The organism is Microcystis sp. LE19-84.1B (genome assembly GCF_027531875.1).
GTDB lineage: Bacteria > Cyanobacteriota > Cyanobacteriia > Cyanobacteriales > Microcystaceae > Microcystis > Microcystis panniformis.
In genome coordinates this window covers 1-12,564 of sequence record NZ_JAPZSR010000411.1, presented here as the reverse complement: position 1 = coordinate 12,564, position 12,564 = coordinate 1, and the positions used below count along the sequence as shown (strand labels likewise).

Here is a 12,564-nt window from a genome sequence, read left to right as displayed (position 1 = left end):
GATAATTATTCCTGAATCATTGGGACAGTTTTTGGCTAATTCTGATATAACAGCTATGAAGATTTTGACGATTTTACAGGGATTAATCGACAAAAATCCCTTAACTGAGGCGGATCTAGAAGAATTACTAGCGATCGAATCCTTAAGTTTTAGGGAGACTAACCCTCTCATCCTACAGGAAAGGGCGGAACTATTAACGATTCTCTGGCCGCGAGTCTGGCAAAAATGTCAGGAGTTAGGGATAAATCAGCCAAATCAGATTTTGATCAGCTGTTGGCGCTTCTGGATTCCTTGGGTGCTAGAGCTACGCAGCCACGCAAAACCGTTGATTCAAGGCATTTTGGCTCCCCAAGGCACGGGGAAGACCACCTTAACATCCATAATGTCGATTATTTTAGCCTATTTTGATTTAAAAGTAAATAATCTCTCTTTAGATGATATTTATAAGACCTATAATGAGCGAATAAAATTGCGTCAAAAGGATGAAAGATTGCGCTGGCGTGGTCCACCGGGTACTCATGATATAGCATTAGGAATTAAAGTTTTAGAACAGGTTTGTCAGCAAGAAAGTCCGATTTTAATCCCGCGGTTTGACAAGTCCCTGCATCAAGGACAAGGAGATAGAATTGCAGCGGAACAAGTGGAACGAGTTGATATTCTTTTTTTTGAGGGTTGGTTTGTGGGCATGAATCCAATAGAAGAAACAGTCTTTGATCATGCCCCCGATCCGATTAATAGCGAAGAAGACCGACAATTCGCCAGGGATAATAATCAAAGATTGCGAGAATATCTACCCCTCTGGTCAAAAATCGATCGCTTACTGATTCTTTATCCCCTTGACTACCGTTACAGTTTACAATGGCGACAGGCAGCCGAAACAAAAGGAGGTATGACCCCATCAGAAATTGAGGAATTTGTCAAGTATTTTTGGAAAAGTTTACATCCGCAATTATTTCTCCCACCCCTGCTCAAACAAGCAGAGCTAGTGGTAGAAATTAATCAGGATCATAGTCTGGGAAAAATCAGTTATCAGTGAGCAGCAGGCAAGAGGCAAAAGGCAAAAGGCAAAAGAAAGAATCTGGCAATTCTCCTACCCAAAAAGAAGGTTAGAAACTAAGTCCATCAAATCTTCTAGCTTAACAAATTAGGTTTTAGATTCCGTCGAGTGAAAAGAAAGCCCCGAACTGGTCACTTAACAGACTGAAAACTCCTATCTGATAACTGGTAACTGGTAACTGATAACTGATAACTGATAACTGATAAAGCTTATGATTGAAGTGGAACATCTGAGTAAAATTTATGGTTCGACCACGGCAATTAGTGACGTGGATTTTACCGTAGAAAAAGGAGAAATACTCGGTTTCTTGGGACCGAATGGAGCTGGAAAAACCACGACTATGAGGATTTTATCTGGTTATATTCCTGCTACGACGGGAACAGCAAGGATAGCAGGATACGATGTACATAAACAATCCTTAGAAGTGCGTCGTCGCATTGGTTATCTTCCTGAAAATCCCCCCTTGTATCCAGAGATGACCGTGGAAAGTTTTCTTGATTTTGTGGCACGGATTAAAGGTATCTCATCGGGGGATAGAAAAGCGCGGGTAGATTTAGTTTTAGGCAAATGTCAGTTACTAGAAAAAAGAAAAGTTATTATCCGCAAGTTATCCAAAGGTTATAAACAGCGTGTGGGAATTGCCCAAGCGATCGTACACGATCCACCAGTAATTATTTTAGATGAACCGACAGTAGGATTGGATCCGAAACAGATTATCGAGGTAAGAAATCTAATTAAAAGTTTAGCGGGAGAACATACAATTATTCTCTCCACTCATATTTTACCAGAAGTGAGTATTACCTGCGATCGAGCGACAATTATTAATCGGGGTCGCATCGTAGCCAATAATATTACTACCGCTACCCCTGCTGGTTCCAGTTATGAAATTGAGATCGAAGGTGATAGGGATTCCCTGCTAGAAATCCTTCAACAACTGCCGCAAGTCGAGCAAGGGGCAAAAGTCGGCGATAACCTGCTTAAAATTGTTGGTCAAGCGGGGACAAACCTAGGGGCAGAACTTGCTAGAATAGTTGTCAACAATGGTTATAACTTATTAGAAATGCGTCGCACCCGTAAAACCCTAGAAGACATCTTTCTGGAAGTAATCGGCAGCGGGGAAAGTAACCAGCAAGAGGAGAGACATGATCAATAATATCTGGGCGATTTTTCGCAAGGAATTTCAAAGCTATTTTACCGCCGCTAATGCCTATATCATTATGGGTATATTTTGGTTAGTAGCAGGATTTTTCTTTAACTCCCTTCTCTACGGCATTATTCTCGATATTGGTATTCAGGAACAATCGGGATTTCTGGTAGCCAGAGATACGGTATCTGAATTTATGACCACTTTCATCGGCATTATTTTATCCTCCTTATTGTTGGTAATTTTGCCAGCCCTGTCTATGGGATTATACGCAGAGGAAAAAAAACAGGGAACCCTAGAACTTTTAGCCACTTCTCCCCTGACTAATTGGAGTATAGCGATCGGTAAATTATTGGGAGTGCTGGCCTTTTTTACCGTGATGATTACCCCCATCTGGATTTACGAAATAGTAGTTTTTAGTGCCGCAGTTCCCCCGGTGAATATAGCCAGTATTTTACTAGCTCATCTAGGATTAATTTTACTGGCAGCCGCCATCCTAGCCATCGGGATGTTTATATCTTCCCTCACCAATAGTTCTATCCTTGCTTACATCATCACCTTTATCACCATCTTATTTATCTGGATACTGGATGTAATTGCTAACAATGCCGAAACCTTCTTTCGAGATCGCATTGGAGGAGAAGTGGGAGAACAGATTGGATTTTTCTTGAAAGAATTGCTCTCCCATCTATCTTGGTATCAACCCTTTAACAATTTCGTGCGGGGAATTTTTGACAGTAGTAGTTTAGTCATCCTCCTCAGTTATATTCTGCTGGGAATCTTCCTAACTACTCAAGCGATCGAAGCGGACCGTTATCAAAGAAACTAACTATGAGATCCTGGCAAAAATACAGTAAATTTCTCTATATACCCGCCCTCTTTCTGGGTAGTGCTGGCTTAACAGTGGGGTTAATCTCCGGTCAATGGTCATCCCTCTCTCTGGGGTTATTAATTGCCGGGGCTATTCTGTTTCTAGGGTGGCTGTTGTTATCAGTAATCACTCAGAAAGACTTTTGGCAAAAAAGAAGTACCCGCACCGGCACTCAAACCCTCATTACTACTATTATTGTCCTCAGCGTTATCGGTTTAATCAACTTTCTCGCTCTCCGTTATCCCTATCGAGTTGATTTAACCGAAAACCAAATCTTTAGTTTATCCCCCCAAACCGAAAGACTATTAACCAATCTGTCAAAACCCGTTAAAGTCTGGATTTTTTCAACCCGGGGAATCAGTGCCAACGAAGAGGAACTTTTAGCTAATTATCAACGCAAAAATCCCCAATTTCAGTACGAGATAGTTAACCCGGAGAAAAAACCCAATATTGTCCAAGAATTTAAAAAACTAGCTGATGATAATCTGTCTAGAGTCTATCTACAGTATGGTGACAAAAAACAACCCCTAAAAACCATTAGTGAAGAGGAAAGTCTCACCGAAGCGAAACTGAGTAACGCCATCGAAACCGCTAAAACCAATCGCACTTTAACCGCTTATTTTCTGCAAGGTCATGGAGAAAATGCCATCAAAGAACCTCAAGGTGGATTAGTGCAAGCAGTCAATAGTTTAGAAGCAAAAGGTTATCAAGTAGAACCACTTAATCTAGTGGAACGTTCCACCATTCCCAATAATGCCGATGTCATTATTATTGCCAGTCCCAAAAGAAAAATATTTCCCCAGGAAGTCACCGCTTTAAAAAACTATCTTGAGCAAGGGGGCAAAATTTTATTACTGATTGACCCCCAAACCGAAACCGGATTAGAACCCTTATTAACCTCTTGGGGTGTGAAACTAGATAATCGGATTATTATTGATGCTTCTGGTGCCGGGGAAATCATCGGTTTAGGTCCGGCTAGTCCCATTATTACCAATTACGGCAATCATCCGATTACTCGCGATTTTGCCAACGGTATTTCTATCTTTCCCTTTGCTCGTCCCATCGCTACCGTTCCCATCGAAGGAATTGAAGCCGTATCTTTAATGATTACTAATGATAAAATGTGGGCTGAGAGTGATTTAAATGATCAGAATCTCCAGTTTAACCCTGAAAAAGATTTAGCTGGACCCTTTGATTTAGGAGTTGCTCTGACGGGAAAAAAAGGTAAATTAATCGTGATTGGTAATGCCAGCTTTGCCAGCGATGGACTATTTGAACAACAGTTAAACGGAGATATATTTTTAAATTCTGTGCAGTGGTTAGCCAGTGGTGAAACAGCCACCTTATCTATCCGGGCTAAGGAACCAGAAAATAGAAGAATTAATTTAAATCCCCTGCAAGCTAACGCGATTTTTTGGATAGCGATGGTAGTGATGCCTTTAGTAGGATTTACCCTAGCTGGATTGACTTGGTGGCAACGTCGTTAATCGAGTTAGAATCTAGAAAAATCATCTCTCTTATTTACCCTAACTGCCATGACCACAACCCAAACTATCCCCCAATTGTTGACTTTTGATGACTATATCAATCAATATCCCGATGATGGACAACAATACGAATTAATCGCAGGAAAATTATTAGCCATGATGCGACCGATCGGAAAACACGAAGAAATTGGCGGTTTTATGACCATCGAGTTAGGATTGGAGATTAGAAGACGGCAATTGCCCTATTTTATCCCCAATACGGCCGCAGTAAAACCCCTTCGCTCTCATACGGGTTATCTACCCGATATTATTGTCTTAGACAGAGAAAATCTAGTTAATGATCCCTATTGGGAAACTGCTTCCTCAATTTCTCTGGCAACATCAGCTAAATTAATTATTGAAATTGTCAGTTCCAATTGGCGAGATGATTATCTGAAAAAATTCGACGACTACGAACAATTAGGAATTGCCGAATATTGGATTATCGATTATTTAGCCAAAGGTTCGGCCCGATATATCGGCAGCCCCAAAGAACCCACCATTTCTATCTATCAATTAATCGATGGAGAATATCAAGGTAATTTATTTAAACAGGATCAACGTCTTATTTCAGGAGTTTTTCCAGAGTTAAACCTGACTGCTAATCAAGTTTTTCGTGCTAGAGCTTAAAGAAAAACCCGTATTTTTAGATTAGACCTATTGCAAAAATCAAAAACTTACCTGAGAGTAAGGAATCAGGAGCTTATAATAGAAAACAACTCAAGATCGGAGAAATCAATCAATGTTTACCACAATAGAAGATAAACAAGCCCTTCCCCTCGAAGTATTTCTTGCCCTTCCAGAAACTAATCCTGCTAGGGAATATTATCATGGAATTGTCACTCAAAAACCTATGGCCAAAGGAAAACACAGCATCTTACAATTTGAGTTAGCCTCTGCCATTAATCAACAGACTAAACCTCAAAAATTAGCTTATGCTCTACCTGAATTGCGTTGTACTTTTGCAGAACGTTCAATTGTGCCAGATATGGCGGTGATTCGTTGGGAGAATTTGCCAAGAGATCTAGATGGAGAAATGGCCGATCAATTTTTACGTTATCCCGATTGGATTATTGAAATTATGTCTCCTGAACAATCTGTTACCTTAGGGATGGAAAAGATTATTTTCTGTTTACAACAAGGAACAGAATTAGGTTGGTTGATTGATCCTTCAGCAAAGTCAGTCACCGTTTTTCAAACAGGATTACCGAAAGTACATATTGCAACCGAAGGAAATAATGAGCCTTTAGCGGTGATTAAAGGTTTAGAACGTTGGTCAATATCAGCAGTGGATATTTTTGCTTGGCTAAAGGTTTAATTTGTTCTGTCAGCATCGTTTGGTTTATCACTTTATTCCAGAAGAGTAAAGTTTTCAAAGTTATAGGGATGTGGACTTATTTTTTAATTATTTTATGCTGGTAGCATTAATGATTGATTTGGATTGTAAAAATTAGGAACATAAAAAGCTTATGGTATAAGACTTTTGCCTTCCGCAAAGCGGTATAAATACCCTCAAGATAACATAAAAATACGATATAAATGCCCCTACTCAATTGACTGAATGAAGGGGCATTTATGGTATTTTAGAAACAATTTAGCCTACTTTTGTGGTTTCTTTTTCTGAGGATTTGGATGGTTTTAGTTTGCGCTTGAGGGTTGAAGCTGCGCCGAGTGTACTAAGTAATAGGAGACTTAAAGTTCAAGTTTTCCAGACAGAAAATTAAACTAATTAAACATTCATATTAGGGTTTTATGTTAAATCTAATGTGTATCGCATCGCTTCTTCCAATTGCTGTAAATAACTAGAAGAAAGTGTCCCTAACTGTCGCTGAAGTCGTTGTCTATCAATAACAACAATTTGATAACATAAGACTACTGATTCCTGATTTAAGCCTCCTTGTCCTGCGGGAATAACCATTGTTCCAGGGATTTGTGCGCGACGTAAATTACTGGTTAATGGAATTACAACAACAGTGCTAGTGAAGCGATCGATATTGTTATGTTGGACAATAATAACAGGTCGAATACCAGCTTGTTCTGAACCACGAATCGGATTCAAATCAGCTAGATAAATATCGCCTCGCATTTATTTCTTATCCTCTTGTTCAAGGTGAGATAAATAATCGGGTAAAATACTTTCTGAAAAGCTAATATCCTCTTGAGCAAATTCATTTTGTAACGCTTGTGCTTCTGCATCTGAAATATTATCCCATTTCTGAAAACGTGAATTTCTTTGTAAGGATTTGACAAATTCAAGGACTTGTTGCTGTTTTTCTAGCGGTAAAGTCTTAATACTTTGCAAAATCTGGTCTTGAAGATTATTAATATGGGTGACAGACATTTTAGCTTTTACTATATTTACACCAGTCTAGCTATTTTACCACAAAAAACGCTGGCTCTTCTCGGCTTTGTGTGATAATTTTTGCTTATGGAATCGTGAAATGCTTACTGGACAAAACTTTTAAGACTATTTTGCGGATATTCTATCAGTATAGACTTCGTTTCCACACAGAAACCAGAAGAGCCAAACGCTCTTGTTGTCAATTAGTTAGCAACAATTAAATAATAGACAATAAACAATAGACAAAAAACACCCCTTCAAACGACTGAATGAAGGGACATTTATGGTATTTTTAGAAACAATTTAGCCTACTTTTCTGGTTTCCTTTTCGCTGGATTGAGAGGGTTTTAGTTTGCGCTTCAGGGTTGAAGCTGCGCCGAGAGTACCGAGAGCGAGGAGGCTGAGGGTCGAGTTGGGTTCGGGGACTTGAGAGAAGCGTTGTTCTATCATAGTAATTCCGATGGGAGGAAAGCCTTCTCCTGGTAAATTTATATTACTGATAAAGATACTTTTTCTTACACACACCATTTGTTGGGGAGTAAATTCTCCTGTAACTTCTAGCCCAGTTGAACCTACGTCTATTATACCACCACCTAAATTATCTGAACCACAAGTAGTGCCAACAATTTCAACAATACTTATAGTTCCTAAACCATTCAACGTATATCCATCGGTTGGTAATCTTAAACTAAAATCTTTAATTAATGGCCCTAGAGAAGTGACTTTGAAGTCAAAATCGTAAAATAGACTAGAAAAATCGGGAACGGAGAAAGCACCATTCAGAGCATTGATTTTTATTCCTGGTGCGGTTGTATCTTGAAAAATGCCACTTATTTGAATATCACTTGCATTGACAGGTTTACCAGCTTCATTTACAACTACCCAATCACTAAAGACTTTATCACCAACTTGGATACTCGCACCTCCGTAAAGTTCAGAAAGAGTACAGAATTGGTTCGTAGCAGCACATCCATTTGTTATTACGGTTGCTTGAGCTTGTGAAGCTAAGAAACCTGAGCCAGCTAGAATGGTAAATACAATACCCCCAAAGGTAAAAGTTTTTGTCAGTGTATTGTTTGTCATCATGGTTTTCACGAAGTTTATCGTTTTGTCAATTCAAAGCTCGGAATTATCCTCTCGCAGCTAGGTCAAGCAACAGCCCAACCCAACACCAATGGGAGATAGCAGAAGCATACACACTCCCCCCCCCACAACTGTATCAAAAGCTACAGTTTAATAAATCTTTATATTCTTTTCTTAATCCCGATAAAGAAACCGCAGAACCGAATCGGTTGTGAACAGCCCACCGCTTTGACCATTTTTGGTTAGTATCTGGATGTGGTATTATTCGAGGTGTGTTCGGATTATCTGATACGATCAAGGTCTATGACAACTTACTATGAAATCCTCCGCCAAATAGAAAATCTTCCCCTTACGGATAAGTTGCAACTTTTAGAGGATTTAAAAACTATCATCAAGCCGACCCTAGCGCCAAAAGATGACGATGAGATCATTCCAGCCGAAGAACTTGCTGAAAGCCAAGCAGCATGGCAAGATTATTTATCCGGTCGAGATACTGGAATCACTTCAACAGAATTAAAATACAAACTATTTGGAGATAAACTTGGCTGATTATATTCTACTTAGACAAGCAGAACGCTACTTAGAAAGAATGCCAAAAAATGACCAAATTCGTATTCTTGAAGCTTTGGATACTTTGATTTCGGATTCTACAAAATTAGATATTAAACCCCTTTACGGAAGAGATGAACTAAGATTGCGAGTGGGTAAGTATCGAGTGTTGTTTTTTGAAGATAGAGATAACAATCTATAGGTCATTACAACTATTAAACCTCGCGGCGATGTCTATAAATAATACCAGAACTCTTTTCTAGACTGCTGTTTCTCCTTTCGCCATAAAACAGTGATTCACAGAAGAAGGAGTCTCAGGTGTTTTCTTCTGTTTTACTCCTTCTCAGGCAAACTATCCTCTTTCGTGAGGGATTGTGGCGCAGTGTGTCGGATTTGCTGCCTAATTATTGGGAATTAATGAAATCTTGAGGATGAACGATGGTAATATTGGGAATAGGGATAAAGTCATCAGGATTAAAGGTTAATAAATGGGTAATGTTAGAAGCTTTCATGACAGCAAGAAGCCTAATATCATGAGTGCGTTTTCCTTTAATGTTGTAGATGGTGACTAATTGAAACCAAAGGGGAAAAATATCTGGGGTTTCTGCAATTAATGTAAAGTTATCTAATAAATCATTGACATAATTTGTAGCTTGTGCTGGAATCCAACCTAAACCATTAACATCAAGGGGTCGGGTTGCAACGACCCAAAATTCAATTAAAACTTGAGGAATAATAACACATTCATTAGCTGTTTCAACGATTTGAGTAATTACATTATTAGCAAGAGAATAAGTTGCTGAAGACCTATCAGCCGCCCGAAGCAAAATGTTAGTATCCAGTAAATATTGAGTCATTAGTCTTCATACATAGTGTCACGGTGTAAAGCTTCATCAGGTAAATTCGCACTTGTTTTAGGAAGTTTAGCGATTACTTTCTGCCATTTTTGAGCTTTTTCCTGGGGAGTGAGACTATAATCTGGGGAAGGGAGGGAAATTCTTGAGGTGAGAGATTCGGTGAAGGATAACACTTCTTGTTGTTTTTCTAAGGGAAGTTTTCTTAGGTTTTTAATGATAACTTGTTCAATGTTCATTTGACTTAGACTAATAGGCAACCAGATCAATCATATCTCATAATGACACAAGGTCGGGTTTTTTGCAGTTCGGAACCCCTAGTCGGATCGAGTTCCACTAGAACCACAGCAAATCTTTCTACCATAGATTTTCTGGCTCGAACTCGTTTTCCACTCCTAACCAATCCTGTAACTCTGCTTCGAGCGGTTCGTCATCAAATAATTCAGTCCACCCCTCTCTCACCTTCTTTTTAGCACTCAGAATAATTTTTTTACCTTCGACTATCGCTTCGACTTCATCAGTGAGTTCGCACTGTTCCATAATCGCTTGAGGAATTGTAATTCCTTGAGAATTGCCGATTTGTATGATTTTCAGCAACATTTTTGACTGCTCGGTAAATACATTGTCATTATATCAATCAACCGCTTAAACAGCCCCACCCAACGCCAAAGGCAGACAACAGAATAATGCACACTATCCTCATTAAAAAAGTATCAAAATCTACAATTTAATAAATTTTTACATTTTTCTCCCAATCTCTATCAAGAAAACCCAGAACCAGAATAAACAACCCCCAGAAGACGAGACAGAGAAACCCGATCCGACTTCAGTAGTGCGATCGCACCATCCGTAACTTGTCCCCTCACCTCTGAAAACCCATGCTATCCTTGAGGTATTCCCCCAAAATCCTCAAATCAAATCGTGATGAACAATGCTGACCTAGATACCAATTCTCCTTTGTTGCAAACCCTTCAGACATTACCTGTCCAACAACAACAAGAAATTCTCGATTTTTTGGAATCTATAGTCAATCAACACCATCAAACCCCAATAACCCAAACAGGTAGAATTGCAGGATTATATCAAGGTCAAGGCTGGATCAGCGATGATTTTAACGAACCCCTAACCGATGAACTCTTGCCTGCAACTTAACCCATGCAACTTTTATTAGATACCCATAGCTTTATTTGGTGGTCAATTAACTCAGAAAAACTATCACTAACCGGGCAAGATTTGTTATTTGATCGAAATAATCGCTTGTTTTTAAACGTTGCTAGTGTCTGGGAAATGCAAATAAAACTGCAACTGGGAAAATTACAACTTAACCCATCCTTACAGGAATTAATTAAAAATCAAATAACCATTAATAATCTAGAAATACTTTCTATTGATCTGGCTCATATCTGGACACTAGCAACCCTTATCCACTATCATAAAGACCCCTTTGATCGACTTTTAATATCCCAATCAATAACCGAAATTATGCCTATTCTGAGCATTGATGAAATATTTGACCGTTACCCCGTTCAAAGAATTTGGTAAATTTCCCAAAATGTTAGGCGATCGCATCCTTCGCAGCCAGGTCAAGCAGCACCCCCAGCCAACGTCAAAGGCAGACAACAGGAGGATACACATCACAAAAAAACAACTGTATCCTAAGCTACACTTTAATAAATCTTTACATTATTCTCCCTAACTAGCGATTCACAGGGGAAGATTCCCTCGCACTAACTAGCTGATAGACTAGGGATACCAGCTTTGATCAAGGCATCAGCATGACTACCAACGTAGCGAAAACTCAATGGCAGTATTTAGAGAAACGTCCTCATTCCTGGCGACAGCAACTATACGTCAAAGGCAGCAAGCTGACAGCTTTCACTGTTTGGTCAGATGCGATCGCCAACAAAATGACTCCTGAAGAAGTCGCCGACAGCAAAGAATTACCCTTAGCCGCCGTTCTCGAAGCAATTGAATACTGCCAAACTCATCAAGAACTGTTGCAGCAGGAAGCGGACGCAGAACGTCGTTACCTAGAAGCGAGAGGAGTAGCCCTTGAGCCTAAAGTTACTCATTGATGAAGATGCCCAAGATAAAGTGTTGGTGAAATTGCTACGACAGGCTGGACATGAAGTGATTACAGTTAACGAAGCTGGTCTGATGAGTCAGCCAGATTTCATAGTTCTGGACTATGCTAGAAATGCTGATCGCATCCTGTTGACCCTTAACTGCCGTGACTTTCAGTCTCTCCATGCTGCGGATTCCCATCATCCCGGAATTTTGGCAATTTATCAAGAGGCAAATCCCTCAAAGAAAATGAGTTTTAAGGCAATTGTCAATGCGATCGCCAATCTCGAAACTGCTAACGTCCCTCTTGCTAATCAGTTCATCTCCCTGAACCACTGGAACTATTAATTCTGCTTTGTAGCGATTGCGTCACAAATCTTAAGTTATATATCTCTCACACTAGCGATCGCTTCCTTTCCCCTGTTTTACTCCTTCTCAGGCGACCTATCCTCATTCCGTGAGATATTTTGGCGCAGTATGTCGGATTCGCCTTTTCCTTCTCCCTTGACTGACCCTCAACTCGATCGCAAACTAAATTCAACAGGATTACCTCGTACCAACCAGATGATAGACTGGGGATAATAGAAATAATTGAATATGGCTACATTACCGGAGGAAACCTTAACGAGCATTTTTGATCTACTGCGTCAACTACCGAATCATTACCGAGTACGCATCGGCAACGGAATGGCAACTTTTTACAGAATATGGGGAAAATGAACGGACATTATCAGAATTAGAAGAATTATCTAATGCCAGAGAGAGGGTAACTAATTCCTACTCCCGAATTAATAATATCCTGCTGAGAATTTTACAAGAGCAGCCGACTCTCTCAAATACGATGCTAGAGATGTTAGAAAGAGCTATTTTGCAAGGAACAGCCAGTGTGGATGCTGTTACTGCTAGTGTTGATGAAGTAAAGAGGCAATGGAACTTTTGACATCCTCGCCGCCCTAAAAGTGCGGCGATTCCTAAACCTCACGATTTAAGTTTCTGCTTCCACCACCGTCGCATACCACAGTTAAAAAACCATGTACTGTCTTACACAGAGTCCACAGACTTTCGCCCCATTTCA

Annotated in this window: 20 protein-coding genes and 1 pseudogene; 13 read left to right on the top strand and 8 right to left on the bottom strand. The window is 39.7% G+C overall.

Going from position 1 to position 12,564, the window contains the following annotated elements:
- The first annotated feature begins 55 nt into the window (after positions 1-55).
- The 6 genes from O9324_RS22990 to O9324_RS22965 all read left to right on the top strand — a co-directional run bounded on the left by O9324_RS22990 (position 56) and on the right by O9324_RS22965 (position 5,916).
- Positions 56-1,036 carry an ABC transporter ATP-binding protein gene (locus O9324_RS22990; protein ID WP_288141407.1) on the top strand — a complete coding sequence of 327 codons (981 nt, stop codon included), beginning with the start codon at positions 56-58 and terminating at the stop codon, positions 1,034-1,036.
- Between the two features lie 232 nt (positions 1,037-1,268).
- Positions 1,269-2,210, top strand: coding sequence for an ABC transporter ATP-binding protein (locus O9324_RS22985; RefSeq protein ID WP_288141406.1), 942 nt, complete (start codon positions 1,269-1,271; stop codon positions 2,208-2,210).
- Complete coding sequence (locus O9324_RS22980) at positions 2,200-3,030, top strand: ABC transporter permease (RefSeq protein ID WP_288141405.1); 831 nt, start codon at positions 2,200-2,202, stop codon at positions 3,028-3,030. Before O9324_RS22985 ends, O9324_RS22980 begins: the two co-directional genes overlap by 11 nt.
- Before the next feature lie 2 nt (positions 3,031-3,032).
- The gene (locus O9324_RS22975) at positions 3,033-4,559 is read left to right on the top strand and encodes a GldG family protein (RefSeq protein WP_288141404.1); all 1,527 of its coding nucleotides are present in this window, start codon (positions 3,033-3,035) and stop codon (positions 4,557-4,559) included.
- A gap of 48 nt (positions 4,560-4,607) precedes the next feature.
- A complete protein-coding gene (locus O9324_RS22970; protein ID WP_288141403.1) occupies positions 4,608-5,228 on the top strand; it encodes a Uma2 family endonuclease in 621 nt (206 codons plus the stop codon).
- Positions 5,229-5,340: 112 nt separating this feature from the next.
- Positions 5,341-5,916 (top strand): Uma2 family endonuclease, encoded by a 576-nt coding sequence (locus tag O9324_RS22965; RefSeq protein WP_288141402.1) that lies wholly within the window; start codon positions 5,341-5,343, stop codon positions 5,914-5,916.
- A gap of 276 nt (positions 5,917-6,192) precedes the next feature.
- Here the strand turns inward: O9324_RS22965 and O9324_RS22960 are convergent.
- The 4 genes and pseudogenes from O9324_RS22960 to O9324_RS22945 all read right to left on the bottom strand — a co-directional run.
- A pseudogene (locus O9324_RS22960) lies at positions 6,193-6,297 on the bottom strand (PEP-CTERM sorting domain-containing protein); the annotation flags it as partial.
- Positions 6,298-6,348: 51 nt separating this feature from the next.
- Complete coding sequence (locus O9324_RS22955; RefSeq protein ID WP_288141401.1) at positions 6,349-6,684, bottom strand: type II toxin-antitoxin system PemK/MazF family toxin; 336 nt, start codon at positions 6,682-6,684, stop codon at positions 6,349-6,351.
- The gene (locus O9324_RS22950; RefSeq protein WP_004161538.1) at positions 6,685-6,939 is read right to left on the bottom strand and encodes a hypothetical protein; all 255 of its coding nucleotides are present in this window, start codon (positions 6,937-6,939) and stop codon (positions 6,685-6,687) included. It lies immediately after the preceding gene.
- 303 nt (positions 6,940-7,242) lie between these two features.
- A complete protein-coding gene (locus O9324_RS22945; protein WP_288141400.1) occupies positions 7,243-8,022 on the bottom strand; it encodes a PEP-CTERM sorting domain-containing protein in 780 nt (259 codons plus the stop codon).
- A gap of 303 nt (positions 8,023-8,325) precedes the next feature.
- On the opposite strand from O9324_RS22945, the gene O9324_RS22940 reads away from it, so the two are divergent.
- The gene (locus O9324_RS22940; RefSeq protein WP_288141399.1) at positions 8,326-8,571 is read left to right on the top strand and encodes a hypothetical protein; all 246 of its coding nucleotides are present in this window, start codon (positions 8,326-8,328) and stop codon (positions 8,569-8,571) included.
- The gene (locus O9324_RS22935; RefSeq protein WP_288141398.1) at positions 8,564-8,773 is read left to right on the top strand and encodes a type II toxin-antitoxin system RelE family toxin; all 210 of its coding nucleotides are present in this window, start codon (positions 8,564-8,566) and stop codon (positions 8,771-8,773) included. The genes O9324_RS22940 and O9324_RS22935 overlap by 8 nt, the downstream gene beginning before the upstream one ends.
- 202 nt (positions 8,774-8,975) lie before the next feature.
- Here the strand turns inward: O9324_RS22935 and O9324_RS22930 are convergent, their stop codons facing one another.
- The 4 genes from O9324_RS22930 to O9324_RS22915 are packed head-to-tail and all read right to left on the bottom strand — an operon-like array spanning position 8,976 to position 10,025.
- Positions 8,976-9,428, bottom strand: a complete 453-nt coding sequence (locus O9324_RS22930; protein WP_002765140.1) for a type II toxin-antitoxin system VapC family toxin — start codon at positions 9,426-9,428, stop codon at positions 8,976-8,978.
- Positions 9,428-9,664: a hypothetical protein gene (locus O9324_RS22925; protein ID WP_008202209.1), complete on the bottom strand. Its 237-nt coding sequence runs from the start codon at positions 9,662-9,664 to the stop codon at positions 9,428-9,430. The genes O9324_RS22930 and O9324_RS22925 overlap by 1 nt, the downstream gene beginning before the upstream one ends.
- Before the next feature lie 26 nt (positions 9,665-9,690).
- Positions 9,691-9,789, bottom strand: coding sequence for a type II toxin-antitoxin system PemK/MazF family toxin (locus O9324_RS22920; protein ID WP_155120093.1), 99 nt, complete (start codon positions 9,787-9,789; stop codon positions 9,691-9,693).
- Positions 9,783-10,025, bottom strand: a complete 243-nt coding sequence (locus O9324_RS22915; RefSeq protein WP_002785444.1) for an AbrB/MazE/SpoVT family DNA-binding domain-containing protein — start codon at positions 10,023-10,025, stop codon at positions 9,783-9,785. Before O9324_RS22915 ends, O9324_RS22920 begins: the two co-directional genes overlap by 7 nt.
- Before the next feature lie 324 nt (positions 10,026-10,349).
- On the opposite strand from O9324_RS22915, the gene O9324_RS22910 reads away from it, so the two are divergent.
- The 5 genes from O9324_RS22910 to O9324_RS22890 all read left to right on the top strand — a co-directional run bounded on the left by O9324_RS22910 (position 10,350) and on the right by O9324_RS22890 (position 12,429).
- A complete protein-coding gene (locus tag O9324_RS22910) occupies positions 10,350-10,577 on the top strand; it encodes a DUF2281 domain-containing protein (RefSeq protein WP_288141397.1) in 228 nt (75 codons plus the stop codon).
- Positions 10,578-10,580: 3 nt separating this feature from the next.
- Complete coding sequence (locus O9324_RS22905) at positions 10,581-10,967, top strand: type II toxin-antitoxin system VapC family toxin (RefSeq protein WP_288141396.1); 387 nt, start codon at positions 10,581-10,583, stop codon at positions 10,965-10,967.
- Positions 10,968-11,200: 233 nt separating this feature from the next.
- Positions 11,201-11,500, top strand: a complete 300-nt coding sequence (locus O9324_RS22900) for a hypothetical protein (RefSeq protein ID WP_158199679.1) — start codon at positions 11,201-11,203, stop codon at positions 11,498-11,500.
- Complete coding sequence (locus O9324_RS22895; protein ID WP_288141395.1) at positions 11,478-11,837, top strand: DUF5615 family PIN-like protein; 360 nt, start codon at positions 11,478-11,480, stop codon at positions 11,835-11,837. The genes O9324_RS22900 and O9324_RS22895 overlap by 23 nt, the downstream gene beginning before the upstream one ends.
- A 286-nt stretch (positions 11,838-12,123) precedes the next feature.
- Complete coding sequence (locus O9324_RS22890) at positions 12,124-12,429, top strand: hypothetical protein (RefSeq protein ID WP_288141394.1); 306 nt, start codon at positions 12,124-12,126, stop codon at positions 12,427-12,429.
- Positions 12,430-12,564: the final 135 nt, after the last annotated feature.

What these genes read in the sequence shown, in the direction of transcription:
- O9324_RS22925 (WP_008202209.1), bottom strand. Translation starts at nt 9,664, where the DNA reads ATGAACATTGAACAAGTTATCATTAAAAACCTAAGAAAACTTCCCTTA.
- O9324_RS22980 (WP_288141405.1), top strand. Translation starts at nt 2,200, where the DNA reads ATGATCAATAATATCTGGGCGATTTTTCGCAAGGAATTTCAAAGCTAT.
- O9324_RS22905 (WP_288141396.1), top strand. Translation starts at nt 10,581, where the DNA reads ATGCAACTTTTATTAGATACCCATAGCTTTATTTGGTGGTCAATTAAC.
- O9324_RS22990 (WP_288141407.1), top strand. Translation starts at nt 56, where the DNA reads ATGAAGATTTTGACGATTTTACAGGGATTAATCGACAAAAATCCCTTA.
- O9324_RS22975 (WP_288141404.1), top strand. Translation starts at nt 3,033, where the DNA reads ATGAGATCCTGGCAAAAATACAGTAAATTTCTCTATATACCCGCCCTC.
- O9324_RS22915 (WP_002785444.1), bottom strand. Translation starts at nt 10,025, where the DNA reads ATGTTGCTGAAAATCATACAAATCGGCAATTCTCAAGGAATTACAATT.
- O9324_RS22910 (WP_288141397.1), top strand. Translation starts at nt 10,350, where the DNA reads ATGAACAATGCTGACCTAGATACCAATTCTCCTTTGTTGCAAACCCTT.
- O9324_RS22985 (WP_288141406.1), top strand. Translation starts at nt 1,269, where the DNA reads ATGATTGAAGTGGAACATCTGAGTAAAATTTATGGTTCGACCACGGCA.
- O9324_RS22945 (WP_288141400.1), bottom strand. Translation starts at nt 8,022, where the DNA reads ATGACAAACAATACACTGACAAAAACTTTTACCTTTGGGGGTATTGTA.
- O9324_RS22900 (WP_158199679.1), top strand. Translation starts at nt 11,201, where the DNA reads ATGACTACCAACGTAGCGAAAACTCAATGGCAGTATTTAGAGAAACGT.
- O9324_RS22930 (WP_002765140.1), bottom strand. Translation starts at nt 9,428, where the DNA reads ATGACTCAATATTTACTGGATACTAACATTTTGCTTCGGGCGGCTGAT.
- O9324_RS22950 (WP_004161538.1), bottom strand. Translation starts at nt 6,939, where the DNA reads ATGTCTGTCACCCATATTAATAATCTTCAAGACCAGATTTTGCAAAGT.
- O9324_RS22970 (WP_288141403.1), top strand. Translation starts at nt 4,608, where the DNA reads ATGACCACAACCCAAACTATCCCCCAATTGTTGACTTTTGATGACTAT.
- O9324_RS22965 (WP_288141402.1), top strand. Translation starts at nt 5,341, where the DNA reads ATGTTTACCACAATAGAAGATAAACAAGCCCTTCCCCTCGAAGTATTT.
- O9324_RS22920 (WP_155120093.1), bottom strand. Translation starts at nt 9,789, where the DNA reads ATGGTAGAAAGATTTGCTGTGGTTCTAGTGGAACTCGATCCGACTAGG.
- O9324_RS22940 (WP_288141399.1), top strand. Translation starts at nt 8,326, where the DNA reads ATGACAACTTACTATGAAATCCTCCGCCAAATAGAAAATCTTCCCCTT.
- O9324_RS22955 (WP_288141401.1), bottom strand. Translation starts at nt 6,684, where the DNA reads ATGCGAGGCGATATTTATCTAGCTGATTTGAATCCGATTCGTGGTTCA.